This is a genomic window from Vibrio sp. 970 (assembly GCF_033339075.1).
In genome coordinates this window covers 440815-466922 of record NZ_JAWOTW010000002.1, presented here as the reverse complement: position 1 = coordinate 466922, position 26108 = coordinate 440815, and the positions used below count along the sequence as shown (strand labels likewise).

Genomic DNA, 26108 nt, shown 5'->3' with positions numbered 1-26108 from the left:
TAGCCTTTTGCTCACTTTGTACGAGTTAGCCCATTTACCCTATTGCCAGTTTAGTACTCGCGTAACGCGCTTTTTTCTTTCTTGGACTGGCTAAGAAGTACGCTAATGTAAGAGGCCCTAATCGTCCCATAAACATCATGAAGATGATCACTAACTCACCTGGTTCGGACAAACTGCCCGTTAAGCCTCGCGATAACCCAACCGTACCCAGTGCCGAGACCGCTTCGAACATAATGTCTAACATAGACGCTTTCTCTGTCAGTAACAGCGTGAATATGGCAAACCAAGTCACCCCCACCGAGATCAGAGTCAGCGCCAATGCCTTGCTGATGGTCTCTTTGGGAATCTCGCGTTGAAAGGCATAGGTTGCTTCATCGCGACGCAAATAGCTGTAAGTTGCCAAGACCAATACCATAAATGTCACAACTTTAATGCCACTTGCCGTACTCAATGATCCACCGCCGATAAACATCAACACCAGAATGATCGCCGTTGTGGCATCTTCCAACTGATCGATAGCTAAAGTGTTGAACCCTGCCGTTCTTGGCGTCACCGCTTGAAACCACGATGCCCACCATTTCCCTGCTTCGCTCAACGGGGCAAGCGTGTTGGGGTTGTCATATTCAATCAGATAAATCGCGATAAGTGCCACCACGTTAATGATCATCGTGCCTAAGATCATCATTCGACTGTAAACGGTGAGTCGATGCCAACGGCGATTGCGTTTTAAGTCAATCCAAACCGAGAAGCCTAAACCACCAATAATGAACAAACTGGTAATGGTGAAGTTAACGACCGGGTCGTCCACGTAAGGCATTAAGCTATCGGCACTCAACGCAAAACCTGCATTGTTAAACGCACTGATGGTGTAGAAGAAACCATGGAACAAACTGGTTTCCCAGCCCAGCACTTCACTCCAATAAACGCTCAAAATAGTGAAACCAATAAGTTCAACGAGCAGAGCGAACATCAATACAGATTTAGCAGTGGCAATGAGTGTCGATGAATCAGTCTGGTTGAACGCCTCTCTCGCGACTGCTCGCTCCAAAAAGCCAATTTTTCCGCCCAGAGCCAGCAAGGTCACGATGGCAAACGTCATTAAACCTAGGCCACCACATTGAATCAGGAAAGCAATAACCACTTGCCCAAAAGGCGTAAACGCCGTGCCCGTGTCCACCACAACTAATCCCGTCACCGTAATGGCCGATGTCGCAGTAAACAGGCTTTGAATCCAAGTGATGGGCTCTGTGGTGGCAATCGGCAGTTTGAGTAAGACCGTGCCGAGCATGATCAAGCACGCAAAGCTGAGGCTAAGTATTAATGGCGGTGCGCCCAACAATTTTTTGCCCGCTTTGGGTTTTCGCTCGATTGGGATAATAGAGGGATGCCACAAAACCATGTTACACCAACCTTGGAGCGACGTATTTCAGCTCAGCGCGACTACCACAAAGCAACAGCGTGTCGAACTCATTAAGCACAAACTCATCATTGATATTGGTGTAGACGGCTTCTTCGCGCTTCACCAAGATTGGCTGAATGTTATAACTGCCTCGGCTGATCAACTTAGAAAGCGGCGTATCGTGCAGATTGGATTTAACGTGGATTTCCACCACATACAAACCATGCCCCATTTCCAAATAGTTGTTCACCATCGGATAGTTGAGTGCCTGCGCGACTCTTACGCCCATCTCCTCTTCCGGATGAATAATGCGTTGTACACCAAGCTTAGACACGATGGTGTGGTGTGCTTTGGTGCTCGCTTTGACCCAAATGGATTTCACACCCAGATTTTTCAGCGCCAGCGTACACAACAAACTGGCTTGCATGTCTTCGCCAATCGCCACCAACACCACATCACTGTTCGCTAGCGCTAACTCTCTGAGTGCACCTTCGTCTGTTGCGTCACATATGACCGCTTGCGTTAACTCTTCGACGTATTTTTCGACGATTTTCGGGTCGCTATCCACCCCCGTTACGGTGTGTCCAAGATGAATAAGTTCTAAGCTGGCGGCAACGCCAAATCGCCCTAAACCAATTACTGTAAAGTGAGCCATATCAATACCTAACTGTGTTTTATGTATAGAAAATGCTAATGCGTTAAGGGCTAGACTGATTTTCCGTCGCGGAAAATAGGCAACACGAATCCTGTTCGAGTGCTGATAACCAGCACTAAACCTTGGCATTAACGTTGATTAAATTTGGAATTTAGTGGTGCTTGGACGTCTCAAGCACTAAACGATAACCCAGCCCCGGCTCGGTTTTTAATAGCCGCTGTTCGTCAGCACTATCGTTCAGTTTTTTGCGTAGTTGACTCACTAGCACGCGTAAGTAGTGAGTATCTTCGACATGACTTTTTCCCCAAATCACCGCTAGCAAATGAGTTTGCTCAATGAGTTTTCCCGGCTTGAGAATCAATTGTTCAATGAAAGAAAACTCTTTCTTGGTGAGTGGAATTTCCCTCTGATCCAACCAAAATTGGTGAGTGCTTTTGATGATTTTGACTCGGCCAGCCACCAGCTCATCAGCGATGGATTGCTCATCCACCAAATCTCGAACCAGCACTTTGATGCGCGCGATGAGCTCTTTTACGCCAAAAGGCTTGCTCAAGTAATCATTCGCGCCCGCTTCTAAAAGGCGGATTTTTTCCTCTTCTTGATCGCGAGCCGTCAGCACTAGCACTGGCGTTTTATACGTCTGACGAAGCGTAGTGAGAAACTCCTTCCCATCGCCGTCGGGCAAGCCTAAATCTAGCAGAATGACGTGCGGCGAATGCGCTTCGAAACACGCTTTGGCTTCTGAAATGGTACTCGCGCCAATGTAATCAAACCCTTCAGCAGACAGCGAAATTCGAATAAAGGTATGAATGCGAGGCTCATCGTCCACGACTAAAACTTTGTAACTCACGCCTGCTCTGCTCCTTGATTGAGTGGAAGTCGAATGCGGATCAGCGTCCCTTCTGATACTGGCATAGATTGAATCTCTCCTTGGTGTGCGATGATGATGCCTTTGGCAACCGCGAGTCCCATTCCGGTGCCTGAATCGGCCGATTTGTTGTTCGCGCCGGAATAGAAAAGGTTGAATATTTTTTCCGCATCTTCAGCTTTGATGCCAATCCCCATGTCCCGAACATCAATCACGCACGACGAACCCTGCTTAGAAAGAGAAACCTCAACAGATTCATTCTCTGGTGAAAATCGCATGGCATTATCCAGCACATTAAAAATCGCTTGTTCGATGAGCGAACGACTTACTGACAAATAATCAACGGAATCATCCATATTCATGGACACTTTCTCGGTGTAATTTGGCAAACGAGAAACCGCATCCCGAACAATATCTGCAATCAACTCATCTTTTTTGGTAATTTTTAATGTGCCGTGCTGGAGCTTAGTCGCCTGTAAGAGGTTCTCGATATATTGATGCAAGCGATGGCTTTCTGAAGTCGCACTGTCGAGCAATTCTTTACGCTCTAAGCCATTGAGCTTGGGCATGTACTCGTTGAGTGTGGTCAATGTTCCAATAATGGTTGCCAGCGGCGTGCGTAAGTCATGGGACACCGATAGCAGGATGCTGTTTTGCAGCTTGGTTTGTTTTAACTCGCCCTGCTGGCGACGATAAAGATCCGCAAAGGTGCTGGTGATAAATGCCACCACCATAAACACGACTAAATTAAAAATGTCTTCCGGACGAAACATCTGCAAAGAGTAACGAGGCGTCGTGAAAAAGAAGTTGAAGCTCAACGCTTCGATCACCGCCGCCGCATAAGCGAATCGCGAGTTGCATTGAAACGCCACTACCACGACCGCTAACTGTAAAATCAGCAGAACTGCGGCTGTAGAGCCAAACAGTTGGTCTAACAACCATGAGACGACAACCGCGCCAACAATCACGGTAGTAGAAAAGAGAAAGGTGTTATCTCGCCATTGAACAAACATAAAATACATCAACCAAAATTCGATGTAGAAAACTTTAGCAAAAGCCCATTCGGAGTTCGCGTAAAAAAAGCGTAAAAAATTCAATAACGACAGTGAGTTATAAACATAATCATCATTAAGTTAGCCTAACTTAATGAATAATCACAAGTTAACGTTGCCCATTAACGCCTACTTACTCGGTATAAACGACAGACACAAAAAAGAGGAGCATTTGCTCCTCTTTCGTGTAGCGTCATATTAGATGACTTGCAGTTGAGCATCACCTTGCTCAGACAAAAATCCGCCGGTTTGATGCTTCCACAACTGAGCGTAAACACCACCCAATTGCAGCAGCTCGTAATGCGAGCCTTGCTCAATGATTTTGCCGTCATCCATTACAATCAAACGATCCATCGCGGCAATCGTTGATAAACGGTGAGCAATCGCAATCACTGTTTTTCCTTCCATCAGAACTTCAAGGTTTTCTTGAATTGCCGATTCTACTTCTGAATCAAGTGCAGACGTTGCTTCATCCATGATCAAAATTGGCGCGTTTTTCAGCAGAACGCGAGCAATCGCCACACGTTGACGCTGACCACCAGACAGCTTCACACCGCGTTCACCCACTTCAACGTCATAGCCAACGTTACCTTGCTCGTCTCGTAGAGATTGAATGAAATCATGAGCATGTGCTTTCTCAGCAGCTGCGATAACGGCATCCATTGAAGCATCTGGATCACCGTAAAGAATGTTCTCTTTAATTGAACGATGCAGCAAAGAGGTGTCTTGCGTGATCATACCGATGTGTTGGCGAAGCGACTCTTGTTCGACTTGAGAAATGTCCTGTCCATCAATACAAATCTTACCGGTATTTACGTCGTAAAAACGCAGCAACAAGTTGACCAACGTGGATTTACCTGCCCCAGAACGACCGACAATGCCGACTTTTTCGCCCGGTTTGATAGTCAGGTTCAAGTTCTCAAATACCGCCTTCTCGTCACTGTAGTTAAAACCTACGTGATCAAAGCAGATCTCACCTTGAGAGATTTGCAAAGGCTTAGCATTTGGTACGTCTTTCACTTCAACATCGTTTGAAATCGTATTAATACCGTCTACTACTGTACCGATGTTTTCAAACAGTGCGCTAACTTCCCACATGATCCACTTCGACATACCTTGTACGCGCAACGCAATACTGATGGCAATCGCAATAGCACCAATTGTTACAGCGTGATCTAGCCATAGATAAACCGAAATGGCACTAATAGACATCAGCAGCAAATAGTTGATGGCATCCACACTAAACAGTAAACAAGTCACCATGCGCATTTGGCGGTAAACCGTCACCAAAAATTGCTTCATGCTGCTTTCTGCGTATTCCAACTCTCGTTGCGAGTGCGCGAATAGCTTTACGGTAGATATGTTGGTGTAAGAATCGACAATGCGCCCAGTCATTACAGAACGAGCATCCGCTTGCTCCGTCGCTACTTGTTTCATTTTAGGGATAAAGTAGAACTGGATAACCGCGTACATTCCTATCCAAATCACAATAGGCAACATTAGCAAACCATCGGCTTCGCCCATCATCCAGAGCATCGAAAGAAAATAAACGCTGATATAAACCAGTACATCCACCAGCTTCATGACCGTTTCTCGTACCGCTAACGCACTTTGCATCACTTTGGTCGCAACTCGGCCTGCAAAGTCACGCTGGAAAAATCCAACCGCTTGTTTTAGCAAGTAACGGTGAATCAACCAACGGATAGACATCGGGTAGTTACCCAATAACGTTTGGTGCATCACCATTGAGTGGACAAAACCGAGAGCTGGCATCACAACCGCCACTAAGAACAGCATCATTAGCATGCGATCACCCTGGTCTTGCCAGAATGTTGCGCGATCTTGATTAGAGAGAATATCGACGAGCTCGCCCATATAACGCAACAGCGTCACCTCTGTAATGGCAATAAGCGCACTGAACACAGCCATAACGAGTAAAGGGGCTTCAAAGCCACGAGTGTAAAAACGACAAAAGCCAAATAGCGTCTTCGGTGGCTTTTCGGTTTCCATCTGGGGAAAGGGTTGGGTCAGTTTTTCAAACCAATTGAACATAACAATGACTTTAGGTACCGCGAATGAATTTGCGAACGTTTTACTATCTTTTGATACAAAAGTCAGTAAAATACCGAAACAAAAGCTCAAATGATAATAATTACAATTAAGCTTAGCGTTAATCATAATTATCGGGAATAGATTTATGCAAAAGAATAACTCACTGACCATCGCTATCCGCAACGCGTTGGTTTGTGCTTTAGCACCTACAGCAGTGGTTGCATTCACAGCACAAGCTCAAGAAGACGTCGTACAAGATGACGTGATTGCCATGGAGACCATAACGGTCACCGCGCAAGCACTTAAAGTAGAAACCCCTGCGGCAGAAACGCCTCGCAGCGTATCTATCATTTCTGAAGATGAACTTCGTGTTCGTGCACCGAAAAAACTAGATGAAGCATTACGCTACACGTCTGGTGTAACCGCTCAGCCTTATGGCGCAGACAACGACACTGATTGGTTCAAAGTTCGTGGATTTGATGCAGCGACTTACCTAAACGGCAACCGCCTATTCCGCGATGGTTACTACACATGGTTGGTCGAACCTTACGGCCTAGAAAGTGTAGAAGTCGTTAAAGGTCCATCGGCTATTCTGTTTGGTGAATCGGCACCAGGCGGTATCGTGAATGCGGTGCAGAAAAAACCAACGTTTACGCCTCAAGGCGAAGTAAAAGTCGAAGTTGGCAACAACCAACACCAATCCGTAGGTTTTGACATTGCTGACGAAGCAAACGACGCAGGCACTGTGCGCTATCGTTTGGTTGGCTTGATGACAAGCCAAGACGGTGAACTGGACAGCACAAATAACGAGCGTTTCTACCTAGCGCCAAGTGTCGAGTTCGACATTTCTGACCGTACAATGCTGACCGTTTTGGCAACTTACCTTCATGATGACGGTGTACCAACTAACCCATTCTTCCCGGCAGCAGGTACTCTGATTGGTTCTAACTTTGGCAAAATCGATCCTTCGACTAACCTTGGTCAACCAAACTACGATAAATACGAACGCACGCAGTTTTCTCTGGGTTACTTACTAGAGCACGACATCAATGACACGTGGTCACTCTCGCAAAACCTCAACTACGGTTCGAATGAGTTGTACTTGCGCAGCTCTTACGCGTTCTCAAACAACGATCCAGCGAAAGAAGAGTTAACGCAAGGCATCGTATTCCGTGACGGAAAAAACCAGAGCATCACGTTCGATAACAATGCTGTCGGCAACTGGATGACAGACAACGCAGAGCACACGGTGCTTATCGGTATGGATCTGCAATTCCACAAAACCGATGGCGACGAGCAAGACAACTATGCATTTGGCACTATCAACCCGTGGAACCCAGTTTACGGCAACTTCACCCCTCTTGATCCTGCCAACAACGTGAAACGTGAGATTGAGAAATCTCAAGCAAGTCTCTATTCACAATACCAATTGAAACTGCATGAACAGTGGATTGGTAACATCGGTGCTCGTTACGACTGGGTGAAAACAGAAAACTCTGGCAAAGGCGCTACCGTTGATCAAAGTGAATCTCGTGATGATGGTCAGCTCTCTCTAAGTGCGGGTGTGATGTACCTTGCAAACAATGGCCTGTCACCTTACGCAAACTACTCTCAGTCGTTTGAAGTGATCAGCACTATTGATGCGGCAACCAATGAACTTTACAAACCGCTGGAAGGCGAGCAAGTAGAAGTGGGTGTAAAGTATGAGCCAAGCTTTATGGATGGCTTTATCAACCTTGCATGGTTCGACATCACGCAAAAGAACGCGTTGGTCACTAACCCATCAACATGGATTGCGACACAAACAGGTGAAGTGACATCTCAAGGTGTTGAGCTAGAAAGCACGGCGCAGCTAACAGACGATCTAAAACTGATGGCAAGCTACACCTACACTAAAGCGAAAACAGATGAGAGCTTTGGCCAAGGTAAAAAACAAGCCGCACTTATTCCTGAGCACCAAGCTTCTGCATGGGTAGACTACAGCGCCTACAGCCTGATTCCAGGCCTCAATATCGGTACTGGTGTGCGCTACGTAGGTGAGTCAAAAGATAACCCTAAGAGCTCGAACCTAACGGTTCCTTCAGTCACTCTTTGGGATGCGTCAGTCACTTACGACATCACTTCACAGTGGCAAGCACAGCTAAACGTGAACAACATCCTAGATAAAGAGTTTGTTTCAGGTTGCGATTACTGGTGTTACTACGGCCAGTCTCGCTCTGTTATGCTAAACGCAAACTACCGCTGGTAATTGTACTTCTACTCCCCTCTATTGAGGGGAGTTTTCTCCTAAGAGCCATCCATGTTTCAACTGTCTAATATTGAGATCGTGCGAGGTGGACGTCAGATCCTCGGCATCGAACAACTTAACATCCCAACAAATGAGCTAACGGTCGTTTTAGGCCATAACGGTTCAGGTAAGTCGACACTGGTGAACCTGCTTTCTGGTCAAATGCCACCAGATAAAGGCACGGTAACACTAAACGATACTTCCCTTTCATCACTCAAAACCAAAGAGTTGGCAAAACAGATCGCCTATTTGCCACAAAAGCTGCCCTCTTCGGCTGGTTTAACGGTAGAAGAGCTAGTGCGCTTAGGTCGCTTTCCGTGGCGTGGGGCACTTGGTCGTTGGAAAGCTGAAGACAAACAGATCATCACGCAGGCTATGGAACGAACAGGGGTTACACCTTTTGCTCAAGCTTTGGCGGATGACTTATCGGGCGGCGAGCGCCAACGTGCTTGGGTGTCTATGCTACTGGCTCAACAATCGCCAATTTTAATTCTCGATGAGCCAACCTCGGCGCTCGATGTTCACCATCAGTTTCAACTAATGGCGCTGCTGGCAGAACTGAATCGAACCGAGAATGTAGGCATTATCGTGATCCTGCACGATCTGAACTTAGCCCTGCGCTACGCCACCCACATTGTTGCGCTCAAAAAAGGTAAGATTGCCTTTGAAGGCAACGCCGACATGTTGTTAGACGAGGCACGCCTTTCTAAACTATATGAGTCACCAATTAAGCTGATTGAACACCCAAGCCCGGCTAACACATTAGCGAGCCAAAAGGTGGCTGTTGTATGCGCATAATAGCTCGTTTACTTACTGTGGTTACACAATCTGCTTTTCTCCTCGCATTTTTTATGACCAATGCACATGCAGTCATCACCGTTACCGATGAATATGGCGAGCATAGTTTTGAGCAAGCGCCTCAGCGCGTTGTAGCCTTAAACTGGGACATCTTAGAACAAGTTTTGGCGCTAAACGTAGAACCAATCGCAGCCCCAAATTTACCAGGCTACCGCCAATGGGTCGTCAATCCAACTGCACCAGAGTCAATTGAAGATATTGGAACCCGAGCAGAACCCAACTTAGAAAAAATAGCCAGTTTGAAACCAGATGTCATCCTTGCTGCGTCTCCACAGCAAGACTTGATTCCGTTACTCAAACAAATTGCTCCGGTAATCTATTTACCTAATTTTTCTGAAAATGAGGCCGCAGCTGAAACGGCCATTCGTCACTTTCGTACGCTCAGCAAGCTATTCAATAAAGAGGCACTTGCTGAACAGAAACTGGCAGAATTAGATGCTTCATTTGCGCAGATGCGCCAGCGAATTCGCCACTATTACTCTTCTCCACTCAGCGTTCTTGTGATGCGATTTTCAACTCCGAATACTGTATTACTTGCAACCGAAAACTCCACCACTGACTACGTGGTTAGAAAACTGGGATTACAGGCTCCAATTAAAGAGGACCCACGAGCGTGGGGAGTAAAGCAAGATCGAATCAATCGGCTTCAGGGCCTTCAAAACAGCTACGTTCTCTACGTACAACCTTTCCCAGAAGAACGAAAACTGAAAGAGTCGCCACTTTGGCAAGCGATGCCGTTTGTGAAAAAGCAGCGGGTAAATTCAGTCAGAGCAGTGTGGGCGTATGGCGGTGCCATGTCTTTGCAATACACCGCTGAAGCGATTACCGACAGTCTAATAGAGTTGGCACCAGAACAATGAGAACGAAACATTATATTGGTTATCTGGCGCTGATTACGTTACTTAGCGTCTTTAGCCTACAAATTGATACTAATTTATCACTTTTCGAACAATGGCAATTATTAACAAAACCAGAGGTAGCAACCGAGTTTCGTGATGTATTCTTTACGCAAGCGCAACTTCCTAGGTTAAGTATGACCCTGCTTGTTGGTGCCATGCTTGGTCTCACCGGCAGCTTAATGCAGCAATTAACGCAGAATAACCTCACCTCGCCGTTGACTCTTGGCACCTCTTCTGGTGCTTGGCTTGCATTAGTCGTGGTAAACATTTGGTTCGTCGATTGGGTCGCCGATTACTCTGCATTAGCCGCAATGTTTGGGGCTTTAGTGGCGTTTGGCCTGATCGTATCAATTGCCGGTGTGCGTAATATGACAGGTTTGCCGTTGGTCGTTTCGGGGATGGTGATCAATATCTTGCTCGGTTCTATCGCCACAGCCATTATTATTTTAAACGCCCAGTTCGCACAGAATATTTTTATGTGGGGAGCAGGAGACCTCTCTCAATACAGCTGGGATTGGTTTGAGTGGTTATTGCCTCGCTGCGCTATCGCAATCGTAATTTTGATCGTCGCACCACGTATTCTGACCTTAATGAAACTGGGACAAGAAGGCGCAGCAGCCCGAGGCTTAGCGGTATTACCCGCGTTTGGTGCATTAATGGTGATGGGTATCTGGCTGGTATCAGCCTCCATCACCGCAGTTGGTATTATCAGCTTCATCGGATTACTGACACCCAATATTGCCAGAGCGATGGGGGCAAGAACACCGCGCGACGAATTGATCAGCAGCATGCTTTTGGGCGCAATGCTACTAATCATCACAGACTCTGCCGCTATCTCGCTGAGCTTATGGTTAGAGGAAACCATTCCTAGCGGCGTAGCGGCTGCAGCTATTGGCGCTCCCGCTTTAATTTGGTTTACTCGTAAAAAGCTGACGGCAACCGATCAACTTAACCTTTCAATGAGCCAAGGAAAAACGGCGCTTTCTAAACGCGCGGTATGCAGCATTGCGCTATTCAGTCTGGTTGGGACTCTAGCTTACTCATTCGTTACCCATGGTATAAACGGAATTCAATGGTCTGTGCCAGGTGAGTTCCAATGGCAATTGCGTTGGCCGCGAATGTTAACCGCACTTTCTGTCGGTATTGCGCTATCCGTTGCTGGAATCATTTTGCAACGCATTGTTTATAACCCTCTGGCAAGTCCCGATATTCTCGGTGTGTCTTCCGGAGCCACGTTTGCCATTATTACGACAGGAGTCATCGCTGGGTCGCTTCTCTCCGCATTTAGCTGGGGTATCGCTTTTTTCGGAAGTATGTCCGTATTGATGTTATTGCTGATTATCGGTAAACGAAGCCATTTTAATCCATCTAACTTCGTGTTGTCCGGCATCGCACTAACGGCACTATTAGAAGCTCTCGTTCAATTTTCGCTAGCTCAAGGTTCTGGTGACAGTTACAAAATTTTATTGTGGCTAACTGGTTCTATTTATCGAGTCACAGCCGACACCGCACTGATGCTATGTTTGGCCATAATAGTTCTGCTTGCCGCTGTATTCTCGATTTCTCGTTGGCTAACACTAATTTCCATCGGGCGACAATTCTCAAATGCACGAGGGCTTAACCCTACCGTAGCCAATACGCTTATGCTCACCATCGTTGCTTTGTTATGCGCCTTTTCTACGGCTACAGTTGGTCCAATATCTTTTGTTGGCTTGGTCGCTCCCCATATGGCGATGATGTTAGGAGCAAGAAAAGTGAAAGAGCAACTGTGTGTCGGTGCCTTAATTGGCGCAACCCTAATGTTGTGGGCAGATTGGCTAGGACAAATCGCTATTTATCCAAGTCAGGTCGCAGCTGGCACGTTGGTCGCTATTATAGGCAGCACTTACTTCCTATTTTTAATGCTGAAGAGTAAATTCAGCTAAGTTGGGAATATTGTGACTGCCTAAAAATACGCTAAGAAACACAAACCCCGCGATTTTGATAGCGGGGTTTGAAATTAAAGGCGAAGTACGATGCTCTATTCTTCTCGCACTACAGGAAAACGCTGCTCATAAAGTTCCATAAAGTCCTTACGAATTAAGTGCTCTAAGTGGTTCGCTTTATCGGTTGGGCAGAAAATCATCACGTGCAGAATTTGTTCACCATTAATGTTACTAGAAATATGCATATGTGGCTCAGAACCAGGAAGGTCAACACCGGCATGTTTTTCAATCATCGCATTGTAACGATGTGCAACATCAGCAAAGTAACTGCAATGTTCTTCAATTTTATCAGTTAAAATCGGTAGCAGTGGATACAAATTGACGAAGTCTTTCACCACTACAGAAAAGTTGTGGTAAACGTACCGCTTCATGAAGTTGAGGTTCTTTACTGGATAGGTAAAGAACATACTATTAGGCAATGTCGCTGTTTTGCCGGTGTAATGATATTGCCCATGATGCAGGTCGATCTCTTGAATCACCGTCGCCATCATATTGTGCTCAATCACTTCACCGCATAACTTCCCGACCTCAATCCAGTCCCCAACGCGAAAAGAACGTGAACTTGCTCTTTGAATCGAACCCGTAAAACACAAAATGATTTCTTTGGATGCCACTACAATGGCAACGGCAATCGCCGTTACACTCAGAGCAAACTCGTTAATTTCTGATTGCCATAAAATAAATAAAATCAGTAATGTAACAGCAAAGGTGCCATTTTTAGTTCTGGACATCCAACTACGCTGATCTTCTGAGAGAAAAGCGTGATCACCACGAATCATCGATAAAATTGCACGACGAATTAACCACATAATCGCAAAGATCAGTGCGGTAAAAATCAATTTATGAGTGAGAAGAAAATCGACAACTAACTGCACTTTCTCCATTCCACGGCTCCCTCGAATAAAAATACGGCCCAGTAACAGCTAACGATAACAAATTATTTTGTCTGTTGTCCGTGCTCACTCAAGTCTTTTTGAAATTACTCCTCTCTGAAGGCGCGATTCATGCTTTCTGTAATTGGCTTTATTAGGTAGCTCAATGGCGTTCGTGGCTCAGATAAAATAAGCACTTCGGCATTCATGCCTGAGGTTAAACGATGTTTTGTCACATCTTCCGGTGAAATTGCAATTCTAGCGAGATAAAAATCTTCTTGGTTTTCTTGCGAGAGCTTATCGGCAGAAATCGTCAGCACTGTACCGTCTAAAGGTGCCAACGTCCGTGCATTCAGAGCGGTCAGACGAACATGCGCTTGCTGGCCTGGATTCACTAAATCAATATCCTGAGGATTAACACGAGCCTCGACTAACAACTTATCGTCTTGCGGGACCAGTTCTAGTAACGTTTCACCCGACCCAATCACACCTTTTTCGGTAAACACTTGCATGTTGACTACGCGACCAGAAATAGGTGCGTTGATCGTTGTTCTTGCGACAATATCTTGAGCGGAGCGATATTCTTCCCGAATTGCGACAATTTCCGTTTTGGTATTTCGTAGTTCCTCGACAATCTCATTCAGCCTTTCAAGCTTCAACTCTTCAATTTGCGCTAGGTTCTCATCTAACCTTTTTCTAACGGTGAGCGATTGCCTGTCTAACTGGCTTAAGGTACTTCTCACCTCCGCTGCTAAGCGCTTGAGTTGAAGTAAAGTAGATTTTCCCGAGAAACCTTTTTGCACCAAGGCTTGGTTGCTGTCTATTTCTTCAGCAATAAAGTTGAGTCGTTCCGTCTCAATCACTTTGGTTTGCTGAAGGTTTTCAAGCTCTAAATTTGCTCCAGAAATACTCTGCTCAATGATACTCAGTTTACTATCAAAGAATCGCTTTCTCGCTTCAAAGATCTTGTTTTGAACCAGTTGTGCTTCTTGTACGATATCGACACGGGGAATGCTTTCAAGATCATCAGACCATACAATCGTTGGAAGCTCGTCAAGCTCCGCACTTAAACGGTTTTCCTTTGCTAGAGTATGGATAAAACGACCACTTAACGAGTCCAACTTAGCCATAGCTTGACGCTTAGAAAGTTGAATTAATAACTGACCTTTTTCGACTAAATCCCCCTCCTGTACATATAGCTTTTCAATAATACCGCCTTCTAAATGCTGAATTTCTTGTCGCTTAGTGAGAACTGACAAATCACCATAAGCAATCGCTGCACTTTCTAATTTGGCTGTTGCAGCCCAGTAGCCAAGACCTCCAAGAAAAACACTTAAGGTCACCACACCAAGTAAAATTGGTTTTCGAAAGCTTAGTCTCGCTTTGGGGCTAAAACGATATACGATCTCGGTAGAACTCTGATTAACGGTTGGCAGTTGATTGCTCATTTCTTACCCTTGGGATATCTGTTCTTTCTTCGCCCATCAAACGTTTTAATACTTCATCTTTAGCGCCGTATAACTTGACTCGGCCGTCAGCCAAATACAACAGCCTATCCATTTGTCGTAACGTACTCGGATTGTGGGCAATGACGATAATCGTTGTACTCTGTGCTTTTAAATGGGCAATCAAACGTTGATACGCAGCCTCTCCCTCACCATCGAGGTTGGCATTCGCTTCATCGAAAATCACAATAGATGGGTCGCCATAAACGGCTCTTGCAAGAGCGATTCTCTGCCTTTCCCCCCCAGATAAACCGCGGCCATTTTCACCAATAATGCAATCATAGCCTTTGTTTTTCTTGAGTATTAATTCATGACATCCTGCTAGTTGCGCCGCCTTGATAACTTTAACCGGGTCTTCTTCTTTAAAGCGCGCGATGTTCTCTCGAATTGTGCCAGGAAATAACTCCACCTCTTGAGCGAGATACCCAAAATGCACGCCGCGATCTTCAGATGCCCATACGGAGACTTCCATTCCATCAAGAGTCACTTTACCCGCTAATGGCTTAACCGTACCTAATAACAGCCGAGCAAACGTCGATTTACCCGTACCAGAAGGGCCAATCACCCCAACAGCAACACCCGGAGGAATCGATAAGCTGATCGATGAGAGCACTGGTTCGGTTGCTCCAGGATGGCGATAGGCTAGTCCGGTAAGCTCATAGTGTCCTTTTGGTTTAGGCAGTGGCATATCTGATTCATCTTGGCGCACGATCGCATCGATTTCTTTCAACCTTTTATAGGCGCCTTTAGCAGACATCGCACTTCGCCACGTGCCTATCGCCTGCTCCATCGGCGATAATGCCCGACTCATTAATATGGAGCTCGCGATCATCGCCCCTGCCGTTATCTCATGTTGGATTACTAACCATGCACCACCTCCCAGTAAAAATATCTGTAGTGATCCACGCACAAACTTAGAAAAGTTAGCCATGTAGATAGACTTACCTGCAACTCGCTCTTCAAGCACATTCACTTCACTCACGCGCGACTGCCACTTCTCTAAAAATGCATTCATCATCCCCATTGCGAGAATTGAATTGGAGTTTTGCGTGGCTAATTCAGCGTTGTTGATATGAGAAATCGCTCTGACTTCGCTCTCTTGCATTGTTTTACGCGTCATCAGCTCATTAAGTAGACCTAGGCTAAACAATACGATAGATCCAAGTAACGCGATGTGACCTAGTATCGGGTGCAATAAATACACAAATAAAATAAACAGCGGTGTCCAGGGCGCATCCAACAGTGGATAAGGTGCTTGACTGCTCAAAAAGCTTTTGATGTTCTGAATGTCTCTCAGAGTTTGCGAGGTATAACTCTTCCCGGTATGTGATTGATATTGAATCGTGCGCTTGAGCATGAAAGCGGAGAGTTTTGTGTCCATCCAATAACCAAAAGATTTACTCATTTGTGCTCGTGCAATGTCGATGATGGACATGGTTAACAGCGCGACAATTACGATGACAGTGAGCAAGAATAAAGTATCGGTTGAGTAGGAGGATATCACCCGGTTGTACACTTGAAGCATGTACAGCGGAATCGAGAGAACCAATAAGTTGATAAAAAGGCTAAAAACGATCAGCAAGCCCGCAAGCGTGCATAGTTTTTGTTTCACTTCTTTGAAAACCGTTTTTTGCACGACTACTTCCGTTTAACGTGAAAATTGTAGGCGCCAGAAATACTAGCGCCTAGCTTAAGGTAACCTCAAATCGCTCTAGAGTGTCCGATTAGTTATGGCAGAGCCACGCAAACTAATTCCCATCCAGAGTTATTTTCAGTCGTTTAGATTACGAACAGATCAGCACCATAGGTGTTGATGTCAGTTTCAGTCACGCCAATAAGTTTCACTGTTAGATCAGCCCCATCGGTAAACACTGCATTCCCAACCGCATCGTAGCTAAAGCTTAAATCACCAAAATCAGTGACAGAGTCGCTAATGATGTGCAAAGAGTCTTCACCAATGGTGAAGTCAACAACTTTGGCTTCGCCATGGCCACCAAACTTATCCGTGAACACAAACTTATCGCCATTGCTGCCGCCAACTAAAACGTTGTCACCAGAACCAGCAACAAGAATATCTTCACCGACACCACCATTTAATTTATTGTCGCCCAGCAAACCCAACAGCAAGTCATTACCGGTACCACCGCCGAGGTAGTCGTTTCCTGTACCAGCCCTAAGGATGTCATCTCCAGCACCACCAGTTAGGCGATCATCGCCGTCGCCGCCGATCACATAATCATTACCGCCACCGCCAACAAACGAGTCATTACCACCAAAACCGATAAACAAATCATCGCCGCCATCGAAATCAGCAAATTGGTTATTTACACCTGCATCGCCTAAATACGTGTCATTGTCACTTGCGCTCATTTTTATTCCCTCTTAGCTTATTAATTGAATAGACCTTCTGTTCCACGTCTGACTAGATTCGTCACGACATGAGAAGTCTAATAGTCAACTGAATAGGAATAAGTTTGAATATGGGATGATATTTCAGACTGACATTTTAATAATAAATATAAAATTTAGTACTTTATAGAGTATTTTCTTTTTATTACAGCAAGTTAATACTAGTACTACAGGTTTCTCTTAGCCCAACTTGTAGCTTGCGTACGGTTCTTTACTTCTAACTTTCTAAAAATATTGTATAGATGTGATTTAATAGTATGCTCGCTGATAAATAAAGAATCAGCGATTTCCATATTTGAACCACCTTCTTTCAACATTTTTAAAACCTGAACTTCACGCCGAGTAAGCTCAACCTCAATAGCAGGTTCGATAATGTTATTTGCTTCTCTACCTCGATAATAATTTACTAGCTGATCAAGTAATCTTCGAGACAGCCAGTTATCCCCTTTTATTATTGCTTTTAATCCCTGACAAACCTTGTCCATTGAATCTCCTGGACCAAATATACCTTTTACATGAGGCCAAGAAGCGAGTTCTTCTGTGTCTAAGTCATAACCTAGATTAAGCATTATGGTTCCTAGCACTTTATTACTATCTTTTAAATAAACTAAAGTTTCGGAAGGAATCTCAACTGAAAAATCAACAAGCAAAAAGTAGCGTTCCGGAATGAGTTCATGATAGCTAGGGTTTTTAGTATCAATGATCGTTATTTTAGTTTCTGTATTTTTAGAAAGCATTTCCTTAAAGTTTTCACTCTGTAAACTTTGTTGAGTGAGCATTAGGATTTCAGGCTTTTCCATATACTGTTCCATAATGTTTCTCATACTTTCAGTGACTTAACATTCTTAAATTAGTAGTTAATCGTCAGCACTTAGTTTGATATGTAAGTGCTAGTTCACAGAGTAAAGTTATTTGCTACTTTTTTAAATTCTAAAGTTATTAAAAAGAGAATCAAAAAAAGTGTTTCTCATAAAAGAAACACTTTTAACACATTCAGGTCACAGAAATTATTAAGAGTTTACTAAATTAGGCAACCTAATATTGCAATAGCATTACACCGTTAACGAGTTGTCTGAAATATTTTCCTTTGCCCAAATAAGTGCTTGAACTCTATTTTTCACATCAATCTTCTTGAAAATATTATGTAAATGCGTTTTTACCGTATTCTCGCTGACAAATAATTGTTCGGCGATTTGTTGATTGGACGCCCCCATGGAAAGAAAGGTAATTATTTGTTGCTCTCGTTTGGTCAGAATAGCGGAAACATTCTTATTTATAGGTTTGCAATGTCGACGAAGGTAAGTAATGTACTGCTGAGAAAACTTACGGCTGAACCACATATCTCCTTGAAGCACCTTACCAATACCAACTTGCAACGTTTTTATATCATCAGAGGTATAGAAAATACCGGCCAAAGTACGCCAAGCAAAGAGATCTTCTGTCGATATGGATTGCTCACAATTAATTAAGATTTCAAGCGTGTCTTTCTGCTTGGCCGCTTTAAACTCCGCATAACGGCGAAAAATTTCATCCGTGATCACGCTGCAATCAACAATAATGGCTGATGCAAGAGATTCATGTAACACTCCGTGAATCAGATTATCTGGCGTGATTAGAGCAACACTAATACCGAGTTTGGTCTCCAATACATCTTTCAACAGAGATGACTGTAGACTTCCCTCCGTGATTAAAATAACGTTTCTTTTTTTTTGCTGCTCCATCCTGATCGCATTCCCTTGGTCGTTTTTATTGAAATACGCAATAGATTTAGATAGAGCGGTAGTATTGTCAAGTATGAAAATCACTAGTACTAATTAATAACTCATTGAAGTGTCAATAATTTTTAAGTGGCAAGTATGTGAGAGGTATTAGCATTTTTCAGACATTAAAAAAGGGAGTATAAACTCCCTTTTTGTGTTTGAGCAGGTGATTTAATCACGCACGTTAGAGGCAAAACACCACCTAACTTAGTGGATTGGAACTGCGTTTTTTTGGTTAAACTTACCAAAGTGTTGTTCTAACACTTCTGGCGTCAGCTTACCTTCCGCTTCCAGCTTTTTCAGCTCAGCGACGATCGCTTTTTGCTCTTCTAGCGACGGCAGTTTTACTTCTGGCTCCTGAGCGGTTTCTTGAGAAATTTGCTCTAGTTCTTTTTCGAAGTCATTCATAGTACTTACCTAAAATTAATGATTGAACTTTTAAACTTCGCCTATTCTATCCAACTCTATAACTTGAAGCTACCAACCATCTTGTCCAAACGAGAAGAGAGCGCTTGAAGATCGCGACTTGCATCCGCCAACTCTTCTGCTGTCGCGGTTGTCATTTCATTTATCGCGTTGATTTCTTCGATATTTTGATTAATGGTATGCACCACCGTGGATTGCTCTTCCGTCGCCGTTGCAACCTGTGTATTACGATCAGAGATGTCGGTGATTCGTTCAGAAATACTGATTAATACCTCGACTGCTTCATCGGTAGAAGTAACCCCTTCTATGGTGACCGCTTTGCCCGCTTCCATAGCACTTACCGCGTCTTGTGCGTCACTTTGAAGCTGATTGATCATGCGCTGAATCTCTTCTGTAGAATCAGCCGTGCGTGAAGCTAGGTTTCTTACCTCATCAGCAACAACCGCAAAACCACGTCCCTGCTCACCAGCACGAGCAGCCTCAATTGCAGCGTTTAGCGCAAGTAAATTCGTTTGCTCAGAGATGTCACGAATTACACCCAGAATCGAGCCAATATCTTTGGTTGTCGATGCCAACTGCGTAACAACAATATTGGTTGTTTCAACATCATCGGCTAGGCGGCTGATCACCTCTTTTGCTTTCATCACAACTTCTCGACCAGTTTGAGTGTTATCTGAAGCCTGATTTGCCGTATCAGCAGCGGTAGCAGCGTTCGATGCAATTTCACTGATGGTCGCACCCATTTGGTTGATAGCTGCAACTACTTGAATGGTTTGATCACGCTGCTCTTGGCTGTTGTCGTGTGTGGATGTTGCTTTCGTTGACACACTTTCTGCCGCTTGACTTAATGAGCCACTGGTTAAAGCAACCTCTTTCATCGTGGCATGAATCTTCTCAATAAATCCATTAAAGCCTTTTGAAAGCTGAGCAATTTCATCATTACCCTTAATTTCAATACGCTGCGCCAAATCGCCTTCACCTTGCCCAAGGTCGGTAAAACGATCGGCAATCAGTCGGATTGGTTTCGTAATGCTGTTTGCTAACCATACGCCCATGAGGATGAATACAACGGCAACAATGATGGTCGTAAACAGCATTTTTTTAGCTGTCGCATTCAGGTCTGCGAATACTTCATCAACGGGAACCACGCCAATAACAAACCAGTTCATTGAAGGAACATACAAACTAGAAACAAAAGTATCCTGCCCTTCAAACTCCACATTAATTAGGTTGAAGCTATTTTTGTTCAACAGCGCACTTGCGTCACTACCAAATAGTTTAGTGATAGAAGTTTGGTTCTTACCTTGTTGGCGGTGTATTTGAATCTGGCCTTGTTCATTAGTGAGGAACACGTAACCCGTATCTTCAATTTTAAACCCATTGAGCAAAGTAACCATGTCTCCCATAGATTTAGAGAGACCTGACATTGATGTACCATTAAGATCTTGGAAATTGGCAAACATTTTCACTTCGCCATTTGCCTCTTGGAACACACTCACGGACGTTTCTTGACCAGACGACGTAAATCCAAAGAACCAAGCATCTTGCGTTCGGTTAAGTTGACGTAAGAATCCGTTTTGATTCCAGTAATATGCCGTTTGACGATTCGCTACCGACGCATCATTAAGACCATACTGTGATTTAACGTTATTGAGCTGCTGAACCAACTGAACTTCTACTGACGGATCACGGTTTGTATTAGATAGGGCTTCAACAATAAATTCGTTTGTAGCCAGCTGTTTTGCCGCTTGTTGCATTTCGACAACTTCGCGGTCAATTTCGGTATTGATTTGCTGCAACATCGCAGGTAGCTCGATGTCAATAAGACGATGGCTCAATACATCTCTCGCATGACGCTGAGCCATAACACCAACAATGATTGTTGATGCTAGAACAGCAAACGTAATGCCAAGTACAACCTTCTGTTTGATGCTCAAGGAATGAAGTTTCAACATATTCGGACCTTTTAAAAGAATCACTTGTTATTGGCCCCACAAGGGGAATCAGGTGCATATCTCATGACACGCACACCACGGAATCTTTATCGGCTCATATGTACAAAACTAGAGGCATTTCTCATTATATTATGAAAAATAAATGTAACACACTGTCAAATAAGCACTTTCAGAGATAGCACGTACTTGCAATTCTCTGTAGCGTCCCAATATTGAAAAGATAAATTGCAATAGAGCGTTGGAACTTTTTTCACATGGAAAATGACCAATACTCAACACGAAAATCATATGGATACCGAGAGTCCAAAGCATGCATAAATCTAACTTCGAAACTCTTCAGCAATACTTAGAGTCGCAGATCATCGGACAGCAAGATCTGGTAAAGCAACTGCTTGTTGCGCTTCTTGCGGATGGGCATATTTTAGTTGAAGGCCCTCCTGGGTTAGCAAAAACCCGTGCAGTAAAATCACTCTCAGACTGTGTTGAAGGCGACTTCCACCGCATTCAGTTCACCCCTGATTTGCTGCCAGCCGATTTAACCGGCACCGATATCTTCCGTCCCGAAACCGGAGAATTCACTTTCCAATCAGGTCCTATCTTCAACTCGCTTATTCTTGCGGATGAGATAAACCGTGCGCCAGCCAAAGTACAAGCGGCAATGCTTGAAGCAATGGCAGAGAAACAAGTCACAGCAGGTCGTCATACCTACCCGCTGCCAGAGTTGTTTTTGGTTATGGCAACTCAAAACCCGATAGAGCAAGAAGGGACCTACCCCCTTCCTGAAGCGCAGCTAGACCGCTTTTTATTGCATTTAGAAGTGGAATACCCAGATGCGGAGCATGAGCTGTCTATCTTGCGTATTAACCGCGGAGAAGCAAAAGGCGAAGCAAAGGTTGAACGCCCAATGTTAAGCCAACACGATATATTCACCGCACGTAAAGAAGTGTTGGATATTCATATGGCGGAAACGATAGAGCAGTACATCGTCCGTTTAGTTATGGCGACACGTCAAGCCAACGAATATGACACTGAGTTGGACAAGTGGTTGTCAATGGGTGTGAGTCCGCGTGCCACCATCGCTCTTGATCGCTGTGCACGTGCGCACGCTTGGCTTGCTGGTCGTGATTTTGTCTCTCCGGAAGATGTTCAAACCATGGCTTATCCGGTACTGCGCCACCGTTTATTGTTGAGTTACCACGCTCAAGCGGAAGGCATTACGGCAAACCAGGTCATCGATAAACTGCTAAACCTTGTTGGCAGTGCATAAACAGGTGAGTGATATGTCCGCTACACATTCATTACCACCTCATGCGAATGGGGTGACATTAACCCTTGAAGAGCTGCTCCAATATCGCACTCAATCTGTACGTTGGTTACCACCAGCACAGAGTCTCTGGTCGCAGATGAGTGGTAACCATACCAGTCGCCAAAAAGGGCGAGGTATGGATTTTATGGAGGTGCGCCAATATCAACCTGGCGACGATATTCGCAGCATTGATTGGCGAGTCACCGCTAGGACCGGTAAAGCACATACGAAGTTGTTTGCAGAAGATAAAGAGCAAGCGGTCATTCTTTATCTTGATCTAAGTTCTAGTCTACATTTTGGATCTAAGTATGTACTCAAATCCGTTCAATTGGCCCACTTTGCCAGTGTTCTAATTTGGCTAACTCTAGCTAAAAAAGATCGCATCGGCGCAGTGATTGATGACGGACATCAATGTCTTGAATTTCGCCCCTCTTCTTTACAAAGACAAGGGCTGCGGATTCTTAACGCCATAGTCGACATACATAATGCGCAAGTAACTCGTACTGCAAGCAACGACACTCGTACACTGCCGTATGCACAAGTATTGGAGACACTTCATACGCTCACCCCAAAAGGCAGCGAATTGATTATGCTCAGTGATTTTGCCCACGTAACACCAACGGAACTGGCACAACTACGTCGACTCAAACAACACAATAGCGTAAGGGCTGTTCAGTTTTATGATCCGTTAGAAAGAGGCGAAACAGACTTTAGAGGTCAAGTGAAAGCTTCGGATGGGCTGCATAGTCAATGGTTTAACTTTGGCTCTAAAGGACAACGAAGAGAACTCGAAAACCACTTTACCCAACATCAAGAAACCATTAAGCAGCAATGCCATTCAATAGCAATTCCATTTAACACGCTATCAAGTGGCCGGCCCTTAATTTCACAATTAAGCTAACAAACTGACAAGCAGTATTTATTAAGCAGTAATAATAATGACAACAAACAACCAAAGCCTAGACCTTGAACCTTTGATTTTGCCAAACGCACCGGATTGGTTTCCGCTCGCTTGGGGATGGTGGGTGGTGCTTGCAGCAACCTTGCTGTTCGTTTTCGGCATTTGTCTTTATGTGAGATGGCGTAAAAAACACTTACGCGCAAAAAAGACAGCATTAACACTTTTAACTCAACCTACCGCGCCTCATACCCCTTCCTCTGCTCTGGAAATATTGCGCCAGGCAGCATTGAGTTACTTTCCGCGTGAAGAGATCGCACCATTAACTGGAATCGCTTGGTATGAATTTCTCGATAGCCATACCAAAGAAAGTCGATTCGTAGACAAACAACATCAGTGGCAAGAAGCGTTGTATCAGAATTCTTCCCAAGGGCAGCATCAAAGCTTGGTAGACGATTGTGTCTTTTGGATAACCTACGCTTTGCCACCAAAGAAAAAGGCAAATAACCGTGACTGAGCAAACACTCATAACCGATCTTGCCCAATGGCTAAACATTGAATTTGTCTGGTGGTGGGCACTGTTTTTGTTGCCCATCCCCTGGCTGGTATACAAGTTTCTGCCACAAGAATCTCAACAAGCCGAGATCAAATTGGCGTACTTACCAACTAATGAGAATCGCAGCAAGCCTAAGCAAGCGCTGCAAAAAGCACTTTCAATCGCGATCTGGGGCCTTCTTGTCGTCGCTTGTGCGCGTCCAGTTTGGTTTGGCGATCCCGTTGAATTCCAACCCAAATATCGGGACTTGATGTTAGTCGTCGATCTGTCCGGTTCGATGCAGCAGGAAGACATGGAACTCAACGGCGAATATATCGATCGCCTCACAGCAGTCAAACAAGTTCTGTCTGATTTCGTAGCAAAGAGAAAAGGTGACCGTCTCGGAGTTGTTTTGTTTGGCGACCATGCTTATTTGCAAACACCACTCACTGCAGACCGCAAAAGCGTCATGCAACAGATTAATCAAACCGTCATCGGCTTGGTTGGTCAACGAACCGCCATTGGTGATGGTATTGGTTTAGGCACAAAAACCTTTGTAGACAGTGATGCTCCACAACGAGTCATGATTTTGCTTAGTGACGGCAGCAATACTGCAGGGGTGCTCGAGCCGCTAGAAGCAGCGGAAATTGCGAAAAAATACAACGCCACTATTTACACCGTGGGCGTGGGCGCTGGTGAAATGATGGTGAAAGAGTTTTTCATGACTCGCAAAGTCAACACCGCAGCCGACTTAGATGAACAAACACTGACTAAAGTGGCAGAGGTGACAGGTGGACAATATTTTCGAGCGCGAGATACGGAAGAGCTCGAAAAGATTTATGACACCATCAACCAGCTAGAACCCGTATCTAGCGACACACAAACTTGGCGCCCACAGTCTGAATGGTTTCCATATCCATTAAGCGCTGCATTTGTATTATCGGTATTGTTATTCCTATTAAGGAGAAAACATGGCTGAGTTTATTTTCCTCAATCCTTATTGGCTTTTGGGGCTCATCGTGATCCCTATAGCACTCTTGCTTAATCACAAATTTAGAGCCCAAAAGTCCACACTGATTGCCCCTCACCTATCGCGGATGCTCGGACAAAACACGCAGTCTAAGCATTACTTCACTCTATGGGGTTTAGCTTGGGCAATAACTTGCATTTCATTAGCGGGGCCAAGCTGGCAGTCCAATGCTCGACCAAGCTTTGAGTTAAACCAAAACCGAATCTTGGTGCTTGATATGTCTCGCTCTATGTTTGCTACAGACATCAAACCCAATCGGTTAGCACAAACACGTTATAAGGCGCTCGATTTGCTGCCTAAATGGAAAGAGGGAGCCACTGGACTTATTGCTTACGCTGGCGATGCCTATAACTTAAGTCCACTGACAACTGATTCCAGCACGCTTGCGGGCATTATCGAAAATTTGTCACCAGAGCTGATGCCTTTTCAAGGAGCAAACCTGCCTGCCGCGATTGAACTTGCGATCAACCAGTTTTCTCAAGCTGGCACGCAACAAGGCGATATCATCGTGTTAGCGGATGATCTTGATACGTCAGAGCTGTCTCGCGCGTTAGATTTAGTCCAAGGTACAAAGTTTCGCATTTCTGTTCTTGCCGTCGGGACTCCTAACGGTGCGCCTATCGCGCTGCCCGATGGCTCTCTGCTAAAAACTGCACAAGGCACAACCGTCGTAGCGAAAACAAACCTGAAAAATCTACAGACGCTAGCGAATAAAACTGGCGGTCTATTTGTTCCTATTCAGCACACCAACCGTGATGTTGAAAATATCGCGGCCTTTACTAATAACATTGGTAGCCAGCTTTCTGCGACCCAAAGCGAAGAAGTTAAAACTGATTCTCGTCTCAACAGTGGCTTTTGGTTACTGCCGTTGTTACTTATTCCTGCGGCTTTACTGTTTCGACGCGGCCTGATTTGGGTGTTAGTTGCGACTGTAGTCCCAGTAACGTGGACACCGCATGCAGAAGCTAATCCGTTCTTAAATGCCGACCAACAAGGAGCGGAACTCTACAAGCAAGGTGAGTATGAACAGGCGCAAAACCTATTTACAAACCCAAGCTGGAAAGGAGCCGCCAGTTATCAAAAAGGTGACTACGAAGCCGCTATCGAAGCATTTTCTCATGATGCCTCCCTTAACGGCCGCTATAACCTCGCCAACTCGCTCGCTCAAAATGGTCAATTAGAAGATGCGGCTGATTTGTATAAAAAACTGCTAGAGGAAAAGCCTAACTTTGAAGCCGCGAAGAAAAACCTATCGGTTGTAGAAGAAAAGCTAAAACAGCAACAGCAACAGCAACAGCAACAGCAACAGCAACAGCAACAGCAACAGCAACAGCAACAGCAACAGCAACAGCAACAG

General features: G+C 44.8%; 22 protein-coding genes. 9 read left to right on the top strand and 13 right to left on the bottom strand.

Features of this window, described 5'->3' with window-relative positions; genetic code table 11:
- Window positions 1-34 precede the first annotated feature (34 nt).
- The 5 genes from R7Q11_RS04610 to R7Q11_RS04590 form a co-directional block, all read right to left on the bottom strand.
- Window positions 35-1399 carry a TrkH family potassium uptake protein gene (locus R7Q11_RS04610; RefSeq protein ID WP_225466228.1) on the bottom strand — a complete coding sequence of 455 codons (1365 nt, stop codon included), beginning with the start codon at window positions 1397-1399 and terminating at the stop codon, window positions 35-37.
- Between the two features lies 1 nt (window position 1400).
- A complete protein-coding gene (locus tag R7Q11_RS04605) occupies window positions 1401-2054 on the bottom strand; it encodes a potassium channel family protein (RefSeq protein ID WP_005375180.1) in 654 nt (217 codons plus the stop codon).
- A 151-nt stretch (window positions 2055-2205) separates the two neighbouring features.
- Window positions 2206-2904: a response regulator transcription factor gene (locus R7Q11_RS04600; protein ID WP_225466227.1), complete on the bottom strand. Its 699-nt coding sequence runs from the start codon at window positions 2902-2904 to the stop codon at window positions 2206-2208.
- On the bottom strand, window positions 2901-3935 hold the full coding sequence (locus R7Q11_RS04595; RefSeq protein WP_225466226.1) for a DUF4118 domain-containing protein: 1035 nt from the start codon (window positions 3933-3935) through the stop codon (window positions 2901-2903). Before R7Q11_RS04595 ends, R7Q11_RS04600 begins: the two co-directional genes overlap by 4 nt.
- Before the next feature lie 237 nt (window positions 3936-4172).
- Complete coding sequence (locus R7Q11_RS04590; RefSeq protein ID WP_033906862.1) at window positions 4173-6026, bottom strand: ABC transporter ATP-binding protein; 1854 nt, start codon at window positions 6024-6026, stop codon at window positions 4173-4175.
- A 145-nt stretch (window positions 6027-6171) separates the two neighbouring features.
- On the opposite strand from R7Q11_RS04590, the gene R7Q11_RS04585 reads away from it, so the two are divergent.
- Genes R7Q11_RS04585 through fhuB form a run of 4 tightly spaced genes read left to right on the top strand, consistent with a single transcriptional unit; the run spans window position 6172 to window position 11995 of the window.
- A complete protein-coding gene (locus R7Q11_RS04585) occupies window positions 6172-8274 on the top strand; it encodes a TonB-dependent siderophore receptor (protein ID WP_213914765.1) in 2103 nt (700 codons plus the stop codon).
- A 51-nt stretch (window positions 8275-8325) separates the two neighbouring features.
- A complete protein-coding gene (locus R7Q11_RS04580; protein WP_017635311.1) occupies window positions 8326-9111 on the top strand; it encodes an ABC transporter ATP-binding protein in 786 nt (261 codons plus the stop codon).
- Window positions 9102-10031, top strand: a complete 930-nt coding sequence (locus R7Q11_RS04575) for an iron-siderophore ABC transporter substrate-binding protein (protein WP_017635312.1) — start codon at window positions 9102-9104, stop codon at window positions 10029-10031. The genes R7Q11_RS04580 and R7Q11_RS04575 overlap by 10 nt, the downstream gene beginning before the upstream one ends.
- On the top strand, window positions 10028-11995 hold the full coding sequence (fhuB, locus tag R7Q11_RS04570) for a Fe(3+)-hydroxamate ABC transporter permease FhuB (protein ID WP_137283049.1): 1968 nt from the start codon (window positions 10028-10030) through the stop codon (window positions 11993-11995). The genes R7Q11_RS04575 and fhuB overlap by 4 nt, the downstream gene beginning before the upstream one ends.
- Window positions 11996-12090: 95 nt before the next feature.
- Here the strand turns inward: fhuB and R7Q11_RS04565 are convergent, their stop codons facing one another.
- The 8 genes from R7Q11_RS04565 to R7Q11_RS04530 form a co-directional block, all read right to left on the bottom strand.
- A complete protein-coding gene (locus R7Q11_RS04565) occupies window positions 12091-12939 on the bottom strand; it encodes a mechanosensitive ion channel family protein (RefSeq protein ID WP_005375171.1) in 849 nt (282 codons plus the stop codon).
- 95 nt (window positions 12940-13034) lie between these two features.
- Window positions 13035-14375, bottom strand: coding sequence for an HlyD family type I secretion periplasmic adaptor subunit (locus R7Q11_RS04560; RefSeq protein ID WP_005383906.1), 1341 nt, complete (start codon window positions 14373-14375; stop codon window positions 13035-13037).
- On the bottom strand, window positions 14350-16068 hold the full coding sequence (locus R7Q11_RS04555; protein WP_005375169.1) for a type I secretion system permease/ATPase: 1719 nt from the start codon (window positions 16066-16068) through the stop codon (window positions 14350-14352). Before R7Q11_RS04555 ends, R7Q11_RS04560 begins: the two co-directional genes overlap by 26 nt.
- A gap of 143 nt (window positions 16069-16211) precedes the next feature.
- Entirely contained in the window at window positions 16212-16802 is a 591-nt protein-coding gene (locus tag R7Q11_RS04550; protein ID WP_005375168.1) for a calcium-binding protein, read from the bottom strand.
- A 206-nt stretch (window positions 16803-17008) separates the two neighbouring features.
- Window positions 17009-17665, bottom strand: a complete 657-nt coding sequence (locus R7Q11_RS04545; RefSeq protein ID WP_005383910.1) for a LuxR C-terminal-related transcriptional regulator — start codon at window positions 17663-17665, stop codon at window positions 17009-17011.
- Between the two features lie 228 nt (window positions 17666-17893).
- Window positions 17894-18562 (bottom strand): LuxR C-terminal-related transcriptional regulator, encoded by a 669-nt coding sequence (locus R7Q11_RS04540; RefSeq protein WP_021707603.1) that lies wholly within the window; start codon window positions 18560-18562, stop codon window positions 17894-17896.
- A 246-nt stretch (window positions 18563-18808) separates the two neighbouring features.
- Window positions 18809-19009 carry a restriction endonuclease subunit S gene (locus R7Q11_RS04535; RefSeq protein ID WP_005375165.1) on the bottom strand — a complete coding sequence of 67 codons (201 nt, stop codon included), beginning with the start codon at window positions 19007-19009 and terminating at the stop codon, window positions 18809-18811.
- A gap of 56 nt (window positions 19010-19065) precedes the next feature.
- Window positions 19066-20982, bottom strand: a complete 1917-nt coding sequence (locus R7Q11_RS04530) for a methyl-accepting chemotaxis protein (protein ID WP_225466225.1) — start codon at window positions 20980-20982, stop codon at window positions 19066-19068.
- A 310-nt stretch (window positions 20983-21292) separates the two neighbouring features.
- Here R7Q11_RS04530 and R7Q11_RS04525 point away from each other — a divergent pair, with 310 nt between their 5' ends.
- The 5 genes from R7Q11_RS04525 to R7Q11_RS04505 all read left to right on the top strand — a co-directional run.
- Window positions 21293-22249 (top strand): AAA family ATPase, encoded by a 957-nt coding sequence (locus R7Q11_RS04525; protein WP_054578631.1) that lies wholly within the window; start codon window positions 21293-21295, stop codon window positions 22247-22249.
- A 13-nt stretch (window positions 22250-22262) separates the two neighbouring features.
- Window positions 22263-23189 (top strand): DUF58 domain-containing protein, encoded by a 927-nt coding sequence (locus tag R7Q11_RS04520; protein ID WP_033906737.1) that lies wholly within the window; start codon window positions 22263-22265, stop codon window positions 23187-23189.
- 37 nt (window positions 23190-23226) lie between these two features.
- Window positions 23227-23703 carry a DUF4381 domain-containing protein gene (locus tag R7Q11_RS04515; protein WP_017821862.1) on the top strand — a complete coding sequence of 159 codons (477 nt, stop codon included), beginning with the start codon at window positions 23227-23229 and terminating at the stop codon, window positions 23701-23703.
- Window positions 23696-24700 (top strand): vWA domain-containing protein, encoded by a 1005-nt coding sequence (locus R7Q11_RS04510; RefSeq protein WP_054574932.1) that lies wholly within the window; start codon window positions 23696-23698, stop codon window positions 24698-24700. The genes R7Q11_RS04515 and R7Q11_RS04510 overlap by 8 nt, the downstream gene beginning before the upstream one ends.
- The coding region (locus R7Q11_RS04505) for a VWA domain-containing protein (RefSeq protein WP_225466224.1) at window positions 24693-26108 on the top strand (1416 nt) is incomplete at its 3' end. The genes R7Q11_RS04510 and R7Q11_RS04505, both read left to right, overlap by 8 nt.

Bases quoted from the DNA above. Each gene is read 5' to 3' on its own strand.
- R7Q11_RS04610 (WP_225466228.1), bottom strand. From the start codon at position 1,399: ATGGTTTTGTGGCATCCCTCTATTATCCCAATCGAGCGAAAACCCAAA.
- R7Q11_RS04605 (WP_005375180.1), bottom strand. From the start codon at position 2,054: ATGGCTCACTTTACAGTAATTGGTTTAGGGCGATTTGGCGTTGCCGCC.
- R7Q11_RS04595 (WP_225466226.1), bottom strand. From the start codon at position 3,935: ATGTTTGTTCAATGGCGAGATAACACCTTTCTCTTTTCTACTACCGTG.
- R7Q11_RS04590 (WP_033906862.1), bottom strand. From the start codon at position 6,026: ATGTTCAATTGGTTTGAAAAACTGACCCAACCCTTTCCCCAGATGGAA.
- R7Q11_RS04585 (WP_213914765.1), top strand. From the start codon at position 6,172: ATGCAAAAGAATAACTCACTGACCATCGCTATCCGCAACGCGTTGGTT.
- R7Q11_RS04580 (WP_017635311.1), top strand. From the start codon at position 8,326: ATGTTTCAACTGTCTAATATTGAGATCGTGCGAGGTGGACGTCAGATC.
- R7Q11_RS04575 (WP_017635312.1), top strand. From the start codon at position 9,102: ATGCGCATAATAGCTCGTTTACTTACTGTGGTTACACAATCTGCTTTT.
- fhuB (WP_137283049.1), top strand. From the start codon at position 10,028: ATGAGAACGAAACATTATATTGGTTATCTGGCGCTGATTACGTTACTT.
- R7Q11_RS04565 (WP_005375171.1), bottom strand. From the start codon at position 12,939: ATGGAGAAAGTGCAGTTAGTTGTCGATTTTCTTCTCACTCATAAATTG.
- R7Q11_RS04560 (WP_005383906.1), bottom strand. From the start codon at position 14,375: ATGAGCAATCAACTGCCAACCGTTAATCAGAGTTCTACCGAGATCGTA.
- R7Q11_RS04550 (WP_005375168.1), bottom strand. From the start codon at position 16,802: ATGAGCGCAAGTGACAATGACACGTATTTAGGCGATGCAGGTGTAAAT.
- R7Q11_RS04545 (WP_005383910.1), bottom strand. From the start codon at position 17,665: ATGAGAAACATTATGGAACAGTATATGGAAAAGCCTGAAATCCTAATG.
- R7Q11_RS04540 (WP_021707603.1), bottom strand. From the start codon at position 18,562: ATGGAGCAGCAAAAAAAAAGAAACGTTATTTTAATCACGGAGGGAAGT.
- R7Q11_RS04535 (WP_005375165.1), bottom strand. From the start codon at position 19,009: ATGAATGACTTCGAAAAAGAACTAGAGCAAATTTCTCAAGAAACCGCT.
- R7Q11_RS04530 (WP_225466225.1), bottom strand. From the start codon at position 20,982: ATGTTGAAACTTCATTCCTTGAGCATCAAACAGAAGGTTGTACTTGGC.
- R7Q11_RS04525 (WP_054578631.1), top strand. From the start codon at position 21,293: ATGCATAAATCTAACTTCGAAACTCTTCAGCAATACTTAGAGTCGCAG.
- R7Q11_RS04520 (WP_033906737.1), top strand. From the start codon at position 22,263: ATGTCCGCTACACATTCATTACCACCTCATGCGAATGGGGTGACATTA.
- R7Q11_RS04515 (WP_017821862.1), top strand. From the start codon at position 23,227: ATGACAACAAACAACCAAAGCCTAGACCTTGAACCTTTGATTTTGCCA.